Annotated in this window: 19 protein-coding genes; 9 read left to right on the top strand and 10 right to left on the bottom strand. The window is 68.6% G+C overall.

Annotated features, from left to right (window positions below):
* Positions 1-79 precede the first annotated feature (79 nt).
* The gene (locus ACX80U_RS16180) at positions 80-1105 is read left to right on the top strand and encodes a sigma-70 family RNA polymerase sigma factor (RefSeq protein ID WP_459269162.1); all 1026 of its coding nucleotides are present in this window, start codon (positions 80-82) and stop codon (positions 1103-1105) included.
* 151 nt (positions 1106-1256) lie between these two features.
* On the top strand, positions 1257-1589 hold the full coding sequence (locus ACX80U_RS16175) for a histone-like nucleoid-structuring protein Lsr2 (protein ID WP_459269161.1): 333 nt from the start codon (positions 1257-1259) through the stop codon (positions 1587-1589).
* Positions 1590-1861: 272 nt separating this feature from the next.
* On the opposite strand, the gene ACX80U_RS16170 is transcribed toward ACX80U_RS16175, so the two are convergent.
* A complete protein-coding gene (locus tag ACX80U_RS16170) occupies positions 1862-2296 on the bottom strand; it encodes a hypothetical protein (protein ID WP_133079942.1) in 435 nt (144 codons plus the stop codon).
* 199 nt (positions 2297-2495) lie between these two features.
* On the opposite strand from ACX80U_RS16170, the gene ACX80U_RS16165 reads away from it, so the two are divergent.
* The 3 genes from ACX80U_RS16165 (at position 2496) to ACX80U_RS16155 (ending at position 5352) form a co-directional block, all read left to right on the top strand.
* Positions 2496-3590 carry a WD40/YVTN/BNR-like repeat-containing protein gene (locus ACX80U_RS16165; protein WP_459269160.1) on the top strand — a complete coding sequence of 365 codons (1095 nt, stop codon included), beginning with the start codon at positions 2496-2498 and terminating at the stop codon, positions 3588-3590.
* 12 nt (positions 3591-3602) lie between these two features.
* Positions 3603-3890 carry a MoaD/ThiS family protein gene (locus tag ACX80U_RS16160; RefSeq protein WP_133079944.1) on the top strand — a complete coding sequence of 96 codons (288 nt, stop codon included), beginning with the start codon at positions 3603-3605 and terminating at the stop codon, positions 3888-3890.
* Positions 3891-4062: 172 nt separating this feature from the next.
* Positions 4063-5352 carry an ammonium transporter gene (locus ACX80U_RS16155; protein ID WP_133079945.1) on the top strand — a complete coding sequence of 430 codons (1290 nt, stop codon included), beginning with the start codon at positions 4063-4065 and terminating at the stop codon, positions 5350-5352.
* A gap of 200 nt (positions 5353-5552) precedes the next feature.
* Here ACX80U_RS16155 and ACX80U_RS16150 read toward each other — a convergent pair whose 3' ends face one another.
* From ACX80U_RS16150 to ACX80U_RS16120, 7 genes are all read right to left on the bottom strand, one after another.
* Positions 5553-5927 (bottom strand): GNAT family N-acetyltransferase, encoded by a 375-nt coding sequence (locus ACX80U_RS16150; RefSeq protein ID WP_459269159.1) that lies wholly within the window; start codon positions 5925-5927, stop codon positions 5553-5555.
* A gap of 188 nt (positions 5928-6115) precedes the next feature.
* On the bottom strand, positions 6116-7699 hold the full coding sequence (locus ACX80U_RS16145; RefSeq protein WP_459269158.1) for a 5-oxoprolinase subunit B/C family protein: 1584 nt from the start codon (positions 7697-7699) through the stop codon (positions 6116-6118).
* Positions 7700-7727: 28 nt separating this feature from the next.
* The gene (locus tag ACX80U_RS16140) at positions 7728-8480 is read right to left on the bottom strand and encodes a LamB/YcsF family protein (RefSeq protein ID WP_459269157.1); all 753 of its coding nucleotides are present in this window, start codon (positions 8478-8480) and stop codon (positions 7728-7730) included.
* A gap of 76 nt (positions 8481-8556) precedes the next feature.
* The gene (locus tag ACX80U_RS16135) at positions 8557-8817 is read right to left on the bottom strand and encodes a CDGSH iron-sulfur domain-containing protein (RefSeq protein WP_459269156.1); all 261 of its coding nucleotides are present in this window, start codon (positions 8815-8817) and stop codon (positions 8557-8559) included.
* Positions 8814-9848, bottom strand: a complete 1035-nt coding sequence (locus ACX80U_RS16130) for an iron-containing redox enzyme family protein (RefSeq protein WP_459269155.1) — start codon at positions 9846-9848, stop codon at positions 8814-8816. The genes ACX80U_RS16135 and ACX80U_RS16130 overlap by 4 nt, the downstream gene beginning before the upstream one ends.
* A gap of 201 nt (positions 9849-10049) precedes the next feature.
* Positions 10050-10508, bottom strand: coding sequence for a DUF4383 domain-containing protein (locus ACX80U_RS16125; RefSeq protein ID WP_133079949.1), 459 nt, complete (start codon positions 10506-10508; stop codon positions 10050-10052).
* A 33-nt stretch (positions 10509-10541) separates the two neighbouring features.
* Positions 10542-11423, bottom strand: a complete 882-nt coding sequence (locus tag ACX80U_RS16120) for a manganese catalase (protein WP_133079950.1) — start codon at positions 11421-11423, stop codon at positions 10542-10544.
* Between the two features lie 285 nt (positions 11424-11708).
* Between ACX80U_RS16120 and ACX80U_RS16115 the strand changes: the two genes are divergently transcribed.
* The 3 genes from ACX80U_RS16115 to ACX80U_RS16105 are packed head-to-tail and all read left to right on the top strand — an operon-like array spanning position 11709 to position 13698.
* Positions 11709-12554 (top strand): hypothetical protein, encoded by an 846-nt coding sequence (locus ACX80U_RS16115; protein WP_133079951.1) that lies wholly within the window; start codon positions 11709-11711, stop codon positions 12552-12554.
* Entirely contained in the window at positions 12554-13006 is a 453-nt protein-coding gene (locus ACX80U_RS16110) for a phage holin family protein (RefSeq protein ID WP_459269154.1), read from the top strand. The genes ACX80U_RS16115 and ACX80U_RS16110 overlap by 1 nt, the downstream gene beginning before the upstream one ends.
* Positions 13003-13698 carry a DUF3618 domain-containing protein gene (locus tag ACX80U_RS16105; RefSeq protein WP_133079953.1) on the top strand — a complete coding sequence of 232 codons (696 nt, stop codon included), beginning with the start codon at positions 13003-13005 and terminating at the stop codon, positions 13696-13698. The genes ACX80U_RS16110 and ACX80U_RS16105 overlap by 4 nt, the downstream gene beginning before the upstream one ends.
* A 122-nt stretch (positions 13699-13820) precedes the next feature.
* Here ACX80U_RS16105 and ACX80U_RS16100 read toward each other — a convergent pair whose 3' ends face one another.
* Together ACX80U_RS16100 and ACX80U_RS16095 are read right to left on the bottom strand one after the other, a co-directional pair.
* Entirely contained in the window at positions 13821-14435 is a 615-nt protein-coding gene (locus ACX80U_RS16100) for a cysteine hydrolase family protein (RefSeq protein WP_459269153.1), read from the bottom strand.
* A complete protein-coding gene (locus ACX80U_RS16095; protein ID WP_208739938.1) occupies positions 14422-14808 on the bottom strand; it encodes a hypothetical protein in 387 nt (128 codons plus the stop codon). The genes ACX80U_RS16100 and ACX80U_RS16095 overlap by 14 nt, the downstream gene beginning before the upstream one ends.
* 433 nt (positions 14809-15241) lie before the next feature.
* Here ACX80U_RS16095 and ACX80U_RS16090 point away from each other — a divergent pair, with 433 nt between their 5' ends.
* Complete coding sequence (locus tag ACX80U_RS16090; RefSeq protein WP_459269152.1) at positions 15242-16159, top strand: DUF2382 domain-containing protein; 918 nt, start codon at positions 15242-15244, stop codon at positions 16157-16159.
* Positions 16160-16202: the final 43 nt, after the last annotated feature.

The raw sequence follows: 16202 nt of genomic DNA, 5'->3' as shown, positions 1-16202 counted from the left end.
CCGGAGAATCATCGATACCGGCCGAATTTTCTGCGCAGCCCTCCTCCCGCGCAGGGACAGCCATCGCTAGGCTCAGTGCATGCAACCCGCCACCGCCCGAGGGACGACGCCAGGAATGCAGCGGGAAGGGGTGCCGTTCGAGGAACTCCTGGAAGCGTCCCGGCGCGACCTCACCGGATACTGCTACCGGATGCTGGGGGCGGCGTCGGAGGCCGAGGACGCCGTGCAGGAGACCATGATCAAGGCCTGGTCCAGCAGGGACTCCTTCGCCGGGCGGTCCGCCGTGCGCACCTGGCTCTTCCGGATCGCGCACAACGTCTGTGTCGACATGCTCCGGAGCCCCCAGCGCCGGGCCCGGCCCATGGACCTCGGGCCCTCCACGCGGACCGCGGACGCGGTGCTCGGCGCACCCCTCACGGAGAGCGCCTTCGTGCAGCCGATCCGGGACGAGAGGGTGATCGACACCTCGGGTGATCCCGCCGTCGTCGCCGAGGCCCGTGACACGATCCGGTTGGCCTTCGTGGCTGCGCTGCAGCACCTGCCGCCACTGCAGCGCAGCGCCCTGATCCTGTGCGAGGTCCTGCGCTGGTCTGCCGTCGAGGTCGCCACCCTGCTGGAGGTGACCACCGCTTCGATCAACAGCGCCCTTCAGCGTGCCCGCAAGACCATGGCGGGCTTCGAGCCGACCACCTCCATGCCCCTCGAGGATCCGGCGCACAAGGACCTGCTCGCCAGGTATCTGCGGGCGTTCGAGGCCTACGACATGGAGGTGCTCGTCTCGCTCCTGCGCGACGACGTCGTCCTCTCCATGCCGCCCTTCGATCTGTGGCTCACCGGCCCGGCGGATGTCCGCGCCTGGTTCGTGGGTGAGGGCAGCGTCTGCGAGGGCGGGCGCCTCCTCCCGCTGGACGTCAACGGCGCAGGCGGGTTCGCCAACTACCACCTCGTGGAGCCCGGGCTCTGGAAGCCCTGGGCCATCCAGGTCATCGAGACCGATGGGGGACTGATCGTCGGCCACCACAATTTCCTGTATCCCGAGATGTTCGAGGCGTTCGGGTTGCCCCCGGTGATCGACGAGCGCGGGACGCCCGGGCGCGGGGAATAGCAGAGCCCGCCGATCGCACCTGCCGTCGGGTCCTCGTCGACAATGGACCTGCCGTCCACCATCCGTGCAATTCATTCCTCTCGGCGAGTTTGCAGGATAGGGTCGGGAATATGGGGCTGACGAATTCATCCGGACAACACAGGAGAATGTGATGGCGCAGCGGGTACAGGTCCAATTGGTCGACGACCTCAGTGGGGAAGAAGCGCAGGAAACGGTGCGCTTCGCCCTCGACGGCACGAATTATGAAATAGATCTCACCGAGCAGAACGCGAATGCGCTACGTTCCGCCCTCTCCGGCTACGTGGACAAGGGCCGGAAAGCCGGTTCGGGGAAGCAGTCGGCCGGGAGCCCGAAGGCTTCCTCCCGATCCAAGCGCGAGGACACGCAGCAGATCCGTCAGTGGGCCCAGGAGAACGGATTCAACCCGAGTTCCCGCGGTCGCATCACACAATCGATCATCGACGCCTATAACGAAAGTCGCTGACGCGTCCTTTCCCGATCCGGGTGGCGGGAAGTCCATGTGACGACACGATAACCGGAGAACAGAATGGCCGTCCTCCGCCGCGGTGTGCACCCGGACGAAGCGGCCGGCGAGGAATAGGGAGTCGCGGATCCAGCCCGAGGGAGAGCCCCCGGGAATCAGCGGAGCTATTTCCTGCCGGTCGACGGCGGGTGCGGTGTCACGTATGCCCTCTTCCCCGCCGGCGACCGGAGGCGCGCCGCTCCGCGGCGACGACCGATCCGATGGCGTACCCGTCAATCGTCGCTCCCCGCCCCGCGGGCCCACGCCTCGGCCCTGGCCGGACTGCGGAAGTAGCAGGTCTCGGACAATGCCTGCTCGAGGAAGGCCACGATGACCTGGTCCACGGGCCCCGTGCCGACGAATCCGACTCGGGAGGAGAGGTCCCCTTCGAGCAGGAGGGCGCGTGCGCCCGCGGTCATCCCCACCATGCCCTGCACGTGGACCACGAGGGGCAGGCGGTAGCCGTCCGAGAGTTCACGGATGCCGTCGTAGGACGAGAGGATGTCCGCGAGTGTGAGCAGGGAACCGGGAGCCCACCACAGGACGAGCAGCCCGGGACGCGCTTCGATACAGCACTTGCCGACGCACCAGCGGCGTCCGTCCGGGGGATGCTCGGTACCGCGACACGGCCGTGCCGGCGCGGCATTCGCAAGGACGATCTGACTCAACGGTTCCTCCAGGATGAACGGGTGTTCCGCCCCCAGTGACCGAATATGCCCACTCTGACACGGTCTCGCCGGGCGGCTGCCCATGCGGACAGAAGCGGGTAGCCGGCCCTGTACAAAACGAGTGGTGGATGGCACCCTTCCAAGTGATCCGCATCACGATCTCCGGTCCGCGACCGGTTCCATGCCAACGGGGGCAGCCATGACAGCAGCAGGGACGACCGTCCTCGCCATCGGCACCAAGAAGGGGCTGTGGCTCGCGCGGAGCTCGGATCGGGAGAACTGGACGCTGTCGGAGCCGAAGTTCCTCATGGAGGAGATCCCGAGCGTCGGGATCGATACGCGTGGCGGCCGGACCCGTCTCTTCGCCGGCCGGATGTCCTGGCACTTCGGCCCCTGCATCGCCCATTCGGACGATCTCGGAGAGACCTGGACGGAGCCGAAGGAAGGCAGTATCCGCTTCGGCGCGGACGACGGCGCAGCCCTCGAACGGATCTGGCAGATCCAAGCCGACGCGGAGAACCGGCCGGGCGTGGTGTGGGCCGGATGTCAGCCCATCTCGGTCTGGAAGTCGACCGACCACGGCGAGACGTTCGAGCTCAACAGGGGCCTGTGGGACCACCCGCACCGCACCGAATGGGGTGCCGGCTTCGGCGGGGCGGCCGCCCACACCGTCCTGCCGAGTCCCGCCGACGACACTCTGCACGTGGCCATGAGCACCGGAGGCGTCTACCGCTCCGACGACGGCGGGATCTCCTGGCAGCCCCGCAACAGCGGCATCAGCGCGTACTTCATGCCCGACCCGAACCCGGAGTTCGGCCAGTGCGTGCACAAGGTGGCCCGCGACGCCGTCGATCCCGACCGCCTGTTCGCGCAGAACCACCACGGCGTCTACACGAGCACTGATCGCGGGGACTCCTGGCAGTCGATCGCCGAGGGCCTGCCGGCGGATTTCGGCTTCGTGATGCTCGCCCACCCGCACCGGAGCGGAACGGCCTGGGTCATCCCCCTCAAGGCCGACGGCGAGCGCATCCCGCCGGACGGGCGTCTTCTGGTGCACAGGACCGACGACGGCGGTGCGACCTGGGAGGCGAGCTCCGCCGGCCTGCCCGAGGCGGACTTCAACGCCGTCCTCCGCGACGCGGCCTGCGTCGACACCGCGGATGTCCCGGGTGTCTACTTCGGGACCCGCGGAGGAGCCGTCTACGCGAGCGCGGACGAGGGCCGCACCTTCCGCGAGGTCGTGAGTCACCTCCCGGATGTGCTCTCCGTCCGCGCAGCGGTCGTTCCCGCCTGACAGGGACCCACCATGGCTGCCGTGACCGTCCTCATCCCCACGCTCCTCCGCCCCTATGTCGACGGGCGGAGCGAGGTCCGGCTGGACGTGCCGGACGCCGGAGACGTGGCGGCACTGCTCGACGGGCTGGGCGCCGGACGTCCGCTGCTCGACCAGCGGATCCGTGAGGAGACCGGAGCGCTGCGGCGCTACGTGAACATCTACGTCGACGGCGAGGACGTACGGCGCCTGGACGGGCTCGGCACCGCCGTACCCCCGGGCGCGACGGTCCTGATCATCCAGTCGGTCGCCGGCGGCTAGGGACGGGGCGAGCCGTAACACAGAGTTAACGGTGCCCGCCGGATGCTGAAACGTGCCGCTGACTACCATGGCTGAGCGCCGCGTGCCATCCCGGCTCCGCACCCACCCCTCATGCGACCCCGGGCTCCGTCCCTCGGGCACGCGCAGGCGCCATCACGGAAATGGACCTCCCATGGATTCTGGAAACGTCGCTTGGATTCTTGCCAGCGCCGCGCTCGTCTGTCTGATGATCCCGGCCCTGGCCCTGTTCTACGGAGGAATGGTCGGCTCACGCCGCATCCTCAACATGATGATGATGTGCTTCGGCGGGGCGAGCCTCGTCGCCGTGCTGTGGGTGCTCTTCGGCTACTCGATGGCCTTCGGCGACTCGGTGGGCGGCCTCGGACTGATCGGCGATGTCGCCGAGTACGCCGGCCTCGGCCAGCTGCTCGCCGATGATCCCACCGCCTCGATACCGCCCATCCTGTTCGCCGCATTCCAGCTGTTCTTCGCCTGTGTCACCACGGCGCTGGTCGCCGGTGCCGCTGCGGGCCGCATGAAGTTCGGGGCGTGGATGATCTTCGCCGGCGTCTGGGCCACCCTGGTGTACTTCCCGATCGCCCACTGGGTCTTCGCCTTCAGTTCCGAGGACGGTTCCGTGGTGGGTGGCTGGATCGCCAACAACCTCGGTGCGATCGACTTCGCCGGCGGCCTGGCGGTCCACATGAACGCGGGCATCGCAGCCCTTGCCCTCTCGCTCGTCCTTGGCCGCAGCCACGGCTGGCCCACCGTGGACCATGCCAAGCCGCACAGCCGGCCGCTCGTCCTCGTGGGAGCCGGGCTCCTGTGGGTCGGTTGGTTCGGCTTCAATGCAGGGTCCGCGCTGTCCGCGGGCCAGTCCGCGTCGGTCGTCTTCCTGAACACGGCCGTCGCCGCCTCGGCCGGGCTGCTCGCCTGGGCGCTCGTGGAGAGGTTCAGGCACGGCGCCGCCACCAGCATGGGTGCGGCGTCCGGCCTGATCTCCGCGCTCGTCGCGATCACCCCGGCCTGCGGTGCCGTGAGCCCGCTGGGCGCCCTCGCCATCGGTGCGATCGCCGGAGCCGTCTGCTCCCTCGCGATCGAACTGAAGTTCCGGCTAGGTTTCGACGACTCCCTCGACGTCGTCGGCGTTCACCTGATCGGCGGCATCCTGGGCACCCTGCTCATCGGGTTCTTCGCCACCGAGGACGCCCCCAACGGCGTCTCCGGACTCTTCTACGGCGGCGGGTTCGACCTCCTGGGGATCCAGGTGCTCGCCACTGTGGCTGTCCTGGTCTATTCCTTCGTGGTCACCTGGGTCATCGCCCAGGTCATCCAGCGCACGGTGGGCCTCCGCATCGAGCAGGAGGACGAGCTGCGTGGCATCGACATCTCAGCCCATTCCGAGTTCGCCTACCTGACGGACGAGGATCCCGTGGACCTCGGGGCACCGCCGCGCACGTAACCGCTCCGCGTCCTCATCGCCCGGGCGGTGACCGCACCGTTCGCGCCAGTGGCAGGCAATCCGTCGGGACCCTGCCACTGGCGCTTCGCCATGGGGACGACCCCCTCGGATCCGGGGTGCGCCTTCCCCGCGGGTTGGCCTTACCCGCCGGCCGGGGACACGCGCGCACGGCGGCGGTTCCAGGCCGACCCTGAGCGTGGTCAGAGCTGCAGGGCGTTCAGCTGCGCCAGGGACGCGTCCGGTCCGACGGCGGCGATGCCGTGCACGCGCGCCCACGAGATCAGCTCCCGAATGATGGCCTGGGAGACGCCCGACCAGCGGGCGTAGGGCAGCACGTAGACGGAGTCGACATCTGCGCGCAGCGCATCCAGGAGTCGCAGCCCGCCGCAGCCGACCGGCTGTCCGGTGGCCAGCTCGTAGGCGATGAGGAAGACGGCGATCCGGTCGCCGTCGTCGTCGGTCGCTTCGGGCGTGCCCGGCGCGTGGCCCCTGTTCGTCTCGGCTCGCAGCGCTTCCCGCAGCCCCATGGCTACCGGGTTGGTCCAGGGAACCTGTCGAACCCTCAGCGTCTGCATGGCAGCCTCCTGTGCACTCGGTGTGCTTCCCAACGCTATGGGCCTCCGGTTTCGCCTGTATTTCCGGCCGCGAAACACTCTGTGGCGACGACCCGCCGGTGCGGGGAAGGATCCGGACCGTCCCGGAGGCGACGAGCGCGCCACGTCTGCTCTCGTGGAGGAAGCGACCTACGAGGCCCGGTATGTGCCTACGATCCGACGGGTCCGACAGCACCTGGATCCGGGCCTCGGAACCGGAAGCGCACCACGGATCCCGGCGGCAGCTGCGCGGCGCGGTCCAGGTCTTCGGAGATCACGACGGCGATCACCGGGTAGCCTCCCGTGACCGGGTGGTCGGCGAGGAACAGGACCGGCAGGCCCGACGGCGGCACCTGCAGGGCACCCGGCACCGTTCCTTCGCTCGGGAGTTCCCCCTGCCGCGTCCGCTGCAACGCAGGACCGTCGAGCCGCAGGCCGATGCGGTTGGACTGCGACGTCACCGTCCAGTCCGTGCCGCACAGACGGTCGAGGCCGCCGTCGTCGTCGAACCAGTCGGCCCGGGGGCCGGGGATCACGCGCAGGGTGGCCGGCGAGCGGGATTCCCGCGGGACCTCCGGGTCGCCGACCGTCGAGCCGGGTGCCGGTGGTCCTGCGGGGAGCGACATGCCCGCCGCGAGGGCGGGCGGCCCCAGCCCGGACATCGAGTCCGTGGAACGGCTGCCCAGCACCTCGTCCGCGGCGAACCCGCCGCGGACGGCCGTGTACGTACGCAATCCGGACGCCGGCACCGACTGCCGCAGCACCTCACCGTCCCGCAGGAGGAAAGGAGCGCCGAGCGACGGCGTACGCTCCCGCCCGTCGGGCATCGAGATGGTGAGGTCCACGTCCGCGCCGCTGACGGCCAGCACCTGGTCCCCCGCGGCCTCGAGTGCGAGCCCGCCGTTGAGGCTCTCGATGGCGGCGTACCCGCTCGCATTGCCCACCAGCCTGTTCACCTGCCGCAGCGCGGCACGGTCCAGCGCTCCTGCTCCAGCGACGCCCAGTGCCATGAGCCCGGGCCGGCCGAGGTCCTGCAGCGTGCTCTGGAGACCGGGCGCGACGACGGACAGCCCCTCGCCTCGGTCGGGTGTCCCGGAGGAAGGACCGACCGGGGTGCCGGCCGTCCGGACGGGGAGCTCGACCAGCTCCCGGACCGCCGTGAACCGCACGCGGTTGCCGGGCCGGATCAACGCGGGCTCGGCACGGGTGGGGTCCCACAGGACCGCATCGGTCCGCCCGACGAGCTGCCAGCCGCCGGGTGACTCGCGAGGGTAGACGGCTGAGAACGTCCCCGCCAGTGCTACCGAACCGGCAGGGACGGCGGTGCGCGGCGAGACCCGGCGCGGCACCTCCAGCCGTGGATCGCCGCCGGCGAGGTAGGCGAAGCCCGGTGCGAAACCTCCGAAGGCCGCGACCCAGGGTGTGCCCGTGTGCGCTGCGACGACGGCCTCCTCGCTGAGTCCCGTGTGCCGGGCAACCTCGGCGAGATCCGCGCCGTCGTACCTCACCCCGATGGTGACCAGCGTGTCCTCGCGCTCGACGGGCAGCGACGGGTCGACCGAGCGGAGCCGGGCTGCGAGCACCGCCACCTGCCGTGCCTCCTGCACCGTGACGAGGACCGTGCAGGCGGCGGCGACCACGTCCACCTGGCCCTCGACCGGGTCCGCCTGCAACTGCGCCTGGACACTGAGCACCTCCGGCAGGCCGGGCAGTTCGATGAGCAGCCCGTGGTCGCCGACGGGCCGGAGCGTCATGCCGGCCGGCCCTCCCGGGCCGGCCACCTCAGGCGAATGCACCGACGGTGATCCCAGCGGACGTGAGTGCCCGCCGTACCGCTGCGGCCATGGCGACGGCACCGGGGGTGTCACCGTGGACGCAGATGCTCTCGGCGGCGATGCGGATGCGGGATCCGTCGACCGCCACCACTTCACCGTCGGACGCCATGCGGAGGACGTGCTCGACGACGTCGGACTCGTGGTGGAGCACGGCTCCGGGCTCGCGCCGCGACACGAGGGCGCCGTCGGGTGTGTAGGCACGATCGGCGAAAGCTTCGACGACGGTGCGGAGTCCGGCCGCCCGCGCCTCCGCCTCGATGACCGTGTTCGGCAGCACCAGCAGCGGCAGCGTCCCGTCGACCTCGCGCACCGCCTGCACCACCGCCCGCGCCTGTCGCTCGTGCACGGCGATGGTGTTGTACAGGGCGCCATGGGGCTTCACGTATCTCACTGCGGTACCGGCCGCCCGGGCCAGGCCCTGGAGCGCACCGATCTGGTACACGACGTCGTCGGTCAGCTCTACCGGGTCGACGTCGATGAACCTCCGCCCGAAGCCGGCCAGGTCGCGGTAGCCGGGGTGCGCGCCGACCGTGGCGCCGGCGGTGGCGGCCGCCGCACACGTGGTCCGGATACCGGTGGGATCACCGGCATGGAATCCACAGGCGACGTTCACGCTCGAGACCGACTCGATGATGCGTGCGTCGTCGCCGAACGTCCAGTTGCCGAAGGATTCACCGACGTCGCTGTTCAGGTCGATCATGTGCCCCCACCTCTCGTGTTCCAGTCCGGCATGCCGGACTGGTCATGCGGTCGACGATCCTGTCCCGTGGTGCGGTTCAGGGCTCGGAACGGAAACCCGTCAGTTTGTGCGACCCGTCGCAGTACGGCTTCAGCACGGACGCTCCGCACCGGCAGAGCGCGACCGTACGCCGGGTGCGGGGCAGGGCGTCGCCGTCCGCGCCGACCAGTTCGAAATCCCCCCGGATGAGCAGTGGGCCGTTGGGGCAGGCGACGACGGAGACCGGAGCCGCCTTGCCGGAGCCGAGCGCACGCTCGGGCAGCGGTCCGGAGGCTGCAGGAGTGGTGCCGGCGCTCACGACGCCATCGATTCCGAGGCGCGCAGCGAGGATCGGCCGGCTTCCCACGCCGCCATGATGTGGACCGTCATGAGGGTGTCGATCGCGAGCCCGGCTGCGGCACCGAACAGCACGTCCTGCAGCAGGCGCGGATCCGATTCCACGAGTCCGCCCGCCATGTCCCTCCCGGCGATCTGCTCGTGGACGGCGTCGGCCTCGACGTGTTCGTCGAAGTATTCGAGGGTGTCCTCGCCGTGGCCATGGCGCTTGAAGCCCCGCGAGTACAGGCGGTTGGGCTGGGACGACGTCATCTCGTAGGCGGCGAGGTGCCCGACGATCGCTCCTCGGAGCCGACGGTTGAGGCCGAAGAGCGACATCAGGTTATTGGTGGCCAGCGTGATCGCCGGAGCCGCATCGAGGTAGGCGCCGTAGGTGTCATCCATCCCGAGTTCGCGCATGGTGCGGGCGAACAGTGCCGAGTGCATGCGGGCCGGCAGACCGTTCCCGTACTCGTCCGCCTGGATCTCCACCAGGGCTGCTTTCGCCCGGCCGGCCAACCGCGGGATCGCGAATGTGTGCGGGTCGGCTTCCTTGAGCTGGTAGACGGACTTGTGCACGAGGAACTCCCGCAACTGGTCGTTCGTCGCGGACCTGGCCACGAAGCGGGACATACTGGGGCCGGAGTCCTCCCCGGTCATGCGGAAGAGTTCCGCGCAGACGGCTTCGCTGGTCGCTGCGGGCAGCTCGGGCAGGACGACCTCGTCGCGCACCCTGCGCTCGAAGGCAGCCTCGATCCGGTGCCGTACCCGCAGCAGGTCCGGATTCCACTCCCAGTCGTCCCCCGCGCCGTCGATACCGCTGTAGTGCAGCTCGTACATGCAGAAGAGGGCGAGTTGGAGGTCGTCGTCGTACAGGATGTCGGCCGTCTCGTGGACCGCTGCACCGACGAGCGCATCGAGCCGCTCCAGGGAGTCCTGCCCGGACGCGGCGGTGCCGGCGATGATGGCCAGGACGAGGGCACTGATCTCTCCGCGCGGGGAGGGCTGCTGCATCGAGGACCTCTTCTGTTCGTCGTACCTGCACCGTCCATCCGGAGCAGTGATGCTAAGCGTACTTCGCTTCTGCCCGCGTGGGGGTGCAGAGGCCGGAGGTCCCTGCACCGGACGACGCCGGCCCGGCGGGCACGGATGCCCGCCGGGCCGACGTGATCCCTGCTCCCGGGACCCTGGCGCCCTGGCGCGGGAGCTGCGGCCTCAGGCGCGTCGCGTCGTACGGTTCCCGCGGTTCAGGGCGAGGGCGAGGCCGATCATCCCGACCGCCAGCAGGAAGTGCAGCCAGTTGTCCGCCGTGTTGACCGGCACGAAGTTGGCGGCCGACTCCTGACCGATCACGAGTCCGTAGATCCACAGGATGGCGTAGATGATCCCGCCGCCGAGGAGGTACGAGCGTGCTCCCGACACCGTCCTCGACATGGCGAGTCCGGCGACGCCGAAGAGCAGGTGGACGATGTTGTGCAGGATCGACACCTGGAAGATGCCGAGCAGCATCGCCTCGGACTGGTGGCCGGCGAACATCATCGTGCTGTAGTTCGAGGTGATCCCCGGGATGAACCCCAGGATCCCGACGAGCAGGAAGACGACGCCCACGGCCTGGGCAGCGCGCTGCAGGGTGGTACGTCCGCTCTCCACCGTGCGGTTGTTCGTATTCGTCATGACGATCTCCTTTCCTTCGGGTGCTGCGATGCGTTACTCGCGGTTGAGCTTGTCCTGCACGGTGCCGGCCATCTTCTCGACGGTGTTCGGGATCTCCGTGGTGCCGTAGAAGCGTGAGTCCGGATGGGTTGCGGGCGGCATGGGGGCACGGGTGGTGGGGCCTTCGTGGTAGGTGAACTCCCCCTTGCCGTCGGGCGTCGGCCCGGCCGCCCAGCTGCCCTCGGAGGCGGTCTTGCCGTCCGAGAAGTTGAGGTACTGGTAGGAGACCTCCCTGGCTTCCTTCTTGAGCGGGAAGTTGCTCGGCACCGGGAGTTCCTCCAGCTTCGATTCCTGGAGTTCGCGGGCTGCCGCGATCCACTGGTTCTGGTGCATGGTGTCGCGGGCCAGGAGGAAGGAGAGCATGTCCCGGATCCCGTGGTCGTCCGTCATGTGGTACAGCCGGGCCACCTGCAGTCGGCCCTGCATCTCCGCGTTCGCGTTCGCCGTGAAATCCGCCAGCAGATTGCCGCTGGCCGTGACATAGCTGCCCTGCCAGGGGTTGCCCATGCTGTCCACCGGCCGGGCGCCGGCGCCGGCGACGATCGCATGCTGCATGTCCGTCCCGCCGAGCACGGCAGCGATGGCCGGATCGGACTGGACCGCGTCCTCGGTGATCCCGAGGGGGGCCTTCTCGAGGAGCTGCGCGATCATCGTCGCGAGCATCTCCACGTGTCCCATCTCCTCCGCGCCGATGCCGAACAGCAGGTCACGGTACTTGCCGGGGATGTGCGCGTTCCATGCCTGGAAGCTGTACTGCAGGGCGACGGTGATCTCACCGTACTGGCCGCCCAGGACCTCCTGCAGCTTCCGCGCGTAGACGGCATCCGGCTTGTCCGGGCTGGCCTTGTACTGGAGCTCTTGCTTGTGGAAAAACACTGGTGCTTACCCTCCCCACATCGGGCCCCGCCCGGGTTGGGTCCGCTCCTTCTGGAAGCGGCCGCAGGCAGGGCCTCTTGATCCGACGCTAACCGTGCGCCTAGGATTTCCGGAAGATACTAAGCGTACTTATTTAGAGGTTGCGCGATCTGGAGAAAGGACTTGCGCCGTCGAATGTAAGCATGCTTAGCTTCAGTGATAAGTCCAGCACGACATGCCGGACCGTCGCATCGAGAACACGATGGAACGTCCGCTTTAACGGCAATATCAACGTTAGGAAGAACCATGACTACGCAGAATTGGCCGCAGGACCCCCTGGTTCCCTCCACGACCGGCAACGAGTCGTCCACCTCGAACCTGGAGACCACCGAGCTCGGCACCACGGAATTCACCGGTGGCAACTCGGGATCCGGTGATTCGAAGAGTTCCGTCGCCAAGGACCAGGCCAAGCAGGTGGGCCAGGACGGCAAGGAAGCAGCCAAGAACGTAGCCGGCACCGCAGCCTCCGAGGCGAAGAGCGTTGCTGCCGAGGCCGGATCGCAGGCCAAGAACCTGCTCGGAACCGTGACCTCCGAGGTGAAGAACCAGGCCGGTTCGCAGCAGCAGAAGATCACCGAGGGCATCCGCGGCATCTCCGACGAGCTGAAGTCCATGGCTGAGAAGTCGGACAACCACATGGTGGCCAACATCGTCCAGCAGGCATCGCAGCGCACGGATTCGGCGGCGAGCTGGCTCGAGGGTCGCGACGCCTCCGACATCCTCGAGGACGTCAAGGCCTTCGCACGGCGCAAGCCGGGCACCTTCCTCGCCATCGCGGCAGGATCCGGCCTGGTCGTGGGCCGTCTCACGAAGGGCCTCACGGGCAACCGCGAGTCGGGCAGCACCTCCGGCACGGGCCGGAGCTCCAGCTCGACCGGCACCTCCACCACGGGCTCCTACCCCGGCTACACCGAGGTCGATTCCGACCTGTACAGCGGAACTCCCGCCACCGGTGGATTCGGTGAGACCACGCGGGGCCAGCACGTCGCCGGCTCCAACCCCGCCTTCGTCGACCCGACGGACGACTACCCCACCATTCCCCCGGGCACCCCTCCCGTGGGCACCCTGCCGAATGACGGGAGCCTGCGCTGATGAGTGAGGCATACACAGGTGGCGCCCACCAGGCCGCCGCTCCACCACCATCGGAGGCCGAGCAGCGCTCCGCCAACGCCTCGGTGGGCGAACTGCTCGGGGAGGTGACGAAGGACCTCTCCAAGCTCATGCGGCAGGAGGTGGCCCTGGCGAAGGCCGAGGCGACCGAATCGGCGAAGAACGCCGGGAAGAGCGCCGGCATGTTCGCCGGTGCGGCCATCGGCGGCCACTTCGTCCTCCTGTTCCTCTCCCTCGCACTCATGTGGGGACTCGATGCGCTGATGCCGATCGGCTGGGCCGCCGTCATCGTCGCAGTGATCTGGGGCATCATCGCAGCGGTCCTCGCCCTGCAGGGCAAGAAGGAAATGAAGCAGATCAAGGGTCTCCCTCAGACAGCGGAGACCGTCAAAGAGATCCCTCCGACACTGAAACCAGGTGAGCACACCCGATGAGCCAGACGCCAGATGAGATCCGTGCAGATATCGAACGCACCCGCCAGGAACTGGGCACCGACGTCGACGCGGTGGCCGACAAGGTGAACCCTGCGAACATCGCGCACCGGCAGACCGAGAAGGTCAAGAACAGCTTCAGCAACGTGAAGGAGACCGTCATGGGTAAGGCCGAAGACGTCAAGGATTCCGTCATGGGCACCGCCGGGGATGTGAAGGACTCCGTCACCGGCAAGGCCTCCGGCGTCAAGGACAGTTTCGCGAACACCGCCGGCAGTGGACGGGGTGCCGCCCAGTCCGCCACCGGGACCGCGAAGGACAAGGCCCTCCACGCCGGACACGCCGTGCAGGACGCCCCTCGCCAGCTGTCCGACAAGGCCGCGGGGAACCCCCTCGCAGCCGGCCTGATCGCCTTCGGTGCCGGGCTCCTCGTGGCATCGCTCATCCCGTCCAGCGAGAAGGAGCAGGAGGCCGCCTCGCAGCTGAAGGAGCAGGCCGCTCCCCTCAAGGAGAAGGTGACCGAGGCGGCCAAGCAGGTCGTCGAGGAGGTCCGGGAGCCCGCACAGGAGGCCGTGCAGTCCGTCAAGGACTCGGCCGCCGATTCGGTGCAGACGGTGAAGGACGAAGGCCAGCACGCCGCCAGCGACGTCAAGGGCAGCGCCCAGGACGCGAAGTCGAACGTCCAGCAGAGCTGATACGCGACGCAGGATGAGGAAAGGCCACCGGATCCCGTCCGGTGGCCTTTCCTCGTGGCGGACTCCCCCGCGTCCGGGTGGCCGTCCGCACCGCGCTACCGATCACCCAGTGCTCGGCGGACCTACCCGAGGAGCGCTCCCGCCTCCACCAGGCCGACGATGGGCTGCCGATACTCCACCGAGAGGATCTCGAGCATTGCTGCGGCATTGTCGGCATTGGTACTGCCGATGGCGTCGAGTGCATAGCTGACCCGGAAATCGTGCGCGAACGCATCGGCCCCCGTGTGTGCCACGCAGTTGTGTGTCGATACCCCCGCGAGGACGAGGCGCTCCACCGCATGGCCACGGAGGCGCGCCGCGAGGTCCGTGCCGAAGAAGGCACTGTCACGGGTCTTGGTGACGGTCTCGAGGCCCGAGACCCTCAGACCGTCGACGACGGCGGCCTGGTGCGTGCCCCGGAAGATGAAGCCCTGATCGTCGTCGAGCATCGAGGTGGTCCACGTGGACCGATCCGCGAGGTGCTCGGTGCGCGCCACGAGCACTGGGCTCCCGCCCCGCTGCGCAGCGTCGATCAGACCGTTGCAGGCGGCCACGAGTGGGCCCTGGGCCTTCGCGAGGACCTCGTCCTCGAAGAAGGCGTTCTGCATGTCGATGATGAGGAGTGCGGCCCGACCACCGGGCGTCCTATCTCCGGCCCCGGGCACATCGGATCCGGCCGCGGGATCAGTGGGCGGCATCGGGTTCCCGGTGCGCTTCCGGCAGTGCTTCCCCGAGATGGCGGAGGACCCGGTCCTCGCGAGGCCGCGGGTCCCCCGCCGGCGATTCCAGGACGACGAGTCCTGCTTCCTGTCGGCCGGCGATCCCGCGGAGCGCCAGGGCATCGGTCAGGACGTCGGGACCGGCGGACGGCGCCTCCGCCAGGCGATGCACCTCGACTTCCGCCATGTTGGCGGCGTACGCGATCTGCGCGGCGGTGAATCCGTCGGCGAGAGCCTGTCGGATTGCTTCTCCGCAGGCCATGGCGAGCCGGTCACGCTCGAATTCTGCATCTTCCAGATCGGCGGCTGCGATCAGGACGTCGTTGATGTGAGGGGGTCGTACAGCTGACATGGCGCCCTTCCCGGGGGCTCGGCGAACGACCGGCTGCACACCGTGCCGGATCCCGTGCACGCCAGGAAGAGCCGGCCCGCAGCACCGCCGACAGGCGGGCGCGGTCCAGGTACACGCGGGATCCCCGCATGGGAAGCCATGCATCGGATCGTATCGGATGTTGTTCGGCCGGTGGCTGGACCTTCCGGCCATTCTACGGACAGGGTGCGCCCGGTGGAAAACCGCCCGGGGGCCGTCGTCGGGCCGGCCCGGTACCCTCCGCCGACGGCCGCCGCGGCGTCGGCATCCGAATCCCGACGCTAAGCATGCTTCCAATTAAGTACTAAGTGTGCTTACTCTAGAGGCCGGTGGTTCCCGAGGGCTTCGGCCCCGGCGGAACCTACAGCCGATAGTTCCATACCCTCACAGTGAGATATCTCAGAAGGAGAAGGAAATGATCACCCAGTCAAACATCGATACCCTGCTCGGCAACGGCGGCAACGTCCTCGGCTCGGACGGAGAGAAGATCGGCTCGATCGGCCAGGTCTACCTCGACGATCAGACCGGAGAGCCCAGCTGGGTCACGGCGAAGACGGGCCTGTTCGGCACCTCCGAGTCCTTCGTGCCCCTTCAGGGAGCCGACGTCGAAGGCCATGACGTGCGCGTCCCCTACAGCAAGCACCAGGTGAAGGATGCCCCGCGCATCGAGTCCGACGGCAACCTGAGCCCCGAGGAAGAGGACCGCCTCTACCGCCACTACGAGATCGGCGGCGGCACCGGTGGCTACACCGATACGACGAACACCACCGACATCACCAGCGGTGTCGGGCAGCGCGATCGCGATGTCGACATCGACACCACGTCCGGACGCCACTCCGGCGTGACCGATACGGGCACGGACACCTACGCGGGCACCGATCGCGGCACCGGCCGGGACACCGTGGGACATGACACCTCCGGACCCACCACGGACGACGCGATGACCCTCTCCGAGGAGCAGCTGCACGTCGGCACGGAGACCCGCGAAGCCGGCCGCGCCCGTCTGCGCAAGTACGTGGTCACCGAGAACGTCACCCAGACCGTTCCCGTCAGCCACGAAGAAGTCCGCCTGGAGCGGGAGCCCATCACGGACGCCAATCGCGACGACGCCTACAGTGGCCCGGCGATCAGCGAGGAGGAGCACGAAGTGACGCTCCACGCCGAGCGCCCCGTCGTCGAGAAGGAAGCGGTCCCCGTGGAGCGCGTCCGCCTCGACAAGGAGACCGTCACCACCAACGAGACGGTCAGCAGTGACGTCCGCAAGGAAGAGATCGAGGTCGACGGCGCAGACGACACGCGCCGAAGCGACACCCGTCGGGGAGACAACCTCTAAGCGAGCCTCGTGATCCACGAAGGGCCCGGGGCGTGTCTCCGGG

This window comes from Arthrobacter sp. TmT3-37, assembly GCF_054510835.1.
This window is presented reverse-complemented; position numbering and strand designations above follow the sequence as displayed.

What these genes read in the sequence shown, in the direction of transcription:
- ACX80U_RS16180 (WP_459269162.1), top strand. Translation starts at nt 80, where the DNA reads ATGCAACCCGCCACCGCCCGAGGGACGACGCCAGGAATGCAGCGGGAA.
- ACX80U_RS16175 (WP_459269161.1), top strand. Translation starts at nt 1,257, where the DNA reads ATGGCGCAGCGGGTACAGGTCCAATTGGTCGACGACCTCAGTGGGGAA.
- ACX80U_RS16165 (WP_459269160.1), top strand. Translation starts at nt 2,496, where the DNA reads ATGACAGCAGCAGGGACGACCGTCCTCGCCATCGGCACCAAGAAGGGG.
- ACX80U_RS16160 (WP_133079944.1), top strand. Translation starts at nt 3,603, where the DNA reads ATGGCTGCCGTGACCGTCCTCATCCCCACGCTCCTCCGCCCCTATGTC.
- ACX80U_RS16155 (WP_133079945.1), top strand. Translation starts at nt 4,063, where the DNA reads ATGGATTCTGGAAACGTCGCTTGGATTCTTGCCAGCGCCGCGCTCGTC.
- ACX80U_RS16150 (WP_459269159.1), bottom strand. Translation starts at nt 5,927, where the DNA reads ATGCAGACGCTGAGGGTTCGACAGGTTCCCTGGACCAACCCGGTAGCC.
- ACX80U_RS16145 (WP_459269158.1), bottom strand. Translation starts at nt 7,699, where the DNA reads ATGACGCTCCGGCCCGTCGGCGACCACGGGCTGCTCATCGAACTGCCC.
- ACX80U_RS16140 (WP_459269157.1), bottom strand. Translation starts at nt 8,480, where the DNA reads ATGATCGACCTGAACAGCGACGTCGGTGAATCCTTCGGCAACTGGACG.
- ACX80U_RS16130 (WP_459269155.1), bottom strand. Translation starts at nt 9,848, where the DNA reads ATGCAGCAGCCCTCCCCGCGCGGAGAGATCAGTGCCCTCGTCCTGGCC.
- ACX80U_RS16125 (WP_133079949.1), bottom strand. Translation starts at nt 10,508, where the DNA reads ATGACGAATACGAACAACCGCACGGTGGAGAGCGGACGTACCACCCTG.
- ACX80U_RS16115 (WP_133079951.1), top strand. Translation starts at nt 11,709, where the DNA reads ATGACTACGCAGAATTGGCCGCAGGACCCCCTGGTTCCCTCCACGACC.
- ACX80U_RS16110 (WP_459269154.1), top strand. Translation starts at nt 12,554, where the DNA reads ATGAGTGAGGCATACACAGGTGGCGCCCACCAGGCCGCCGCTCCACCA.
- ACX80U_RS16105 (WP_133079953.1), top strand. Translation starts at nt 13,003, where the DNA reads ATGAGCCAGACGCCAGATGAGATCCGTGCAGATATCGAACGCACCCGC.
- ACX80U_RS16100 (WP_459269153.1), bottom strand. Translation starts at nt 14,435, where the DNA reads ATGCCGCCCACTGATCCCGCGGCCGGATCCGATGTGCCCGGGGCCGGA.
- ACX80U_RS16095 (WP_208739938.1), bottom strand. Translation starts at nt 14,808, where the DNA reads ATGTCAGCTGTACGACCCCCTCACATCAACGACGTCCTGATCGCAGCC.
- ACX80U_RS16090 (WP_459269152.1), top strand. Translation starts at nt 15,242, where the DNA reads ATGATCACCCAGTCAAACATCGATACCCTGCTCGGCAACGGCGGCAAC.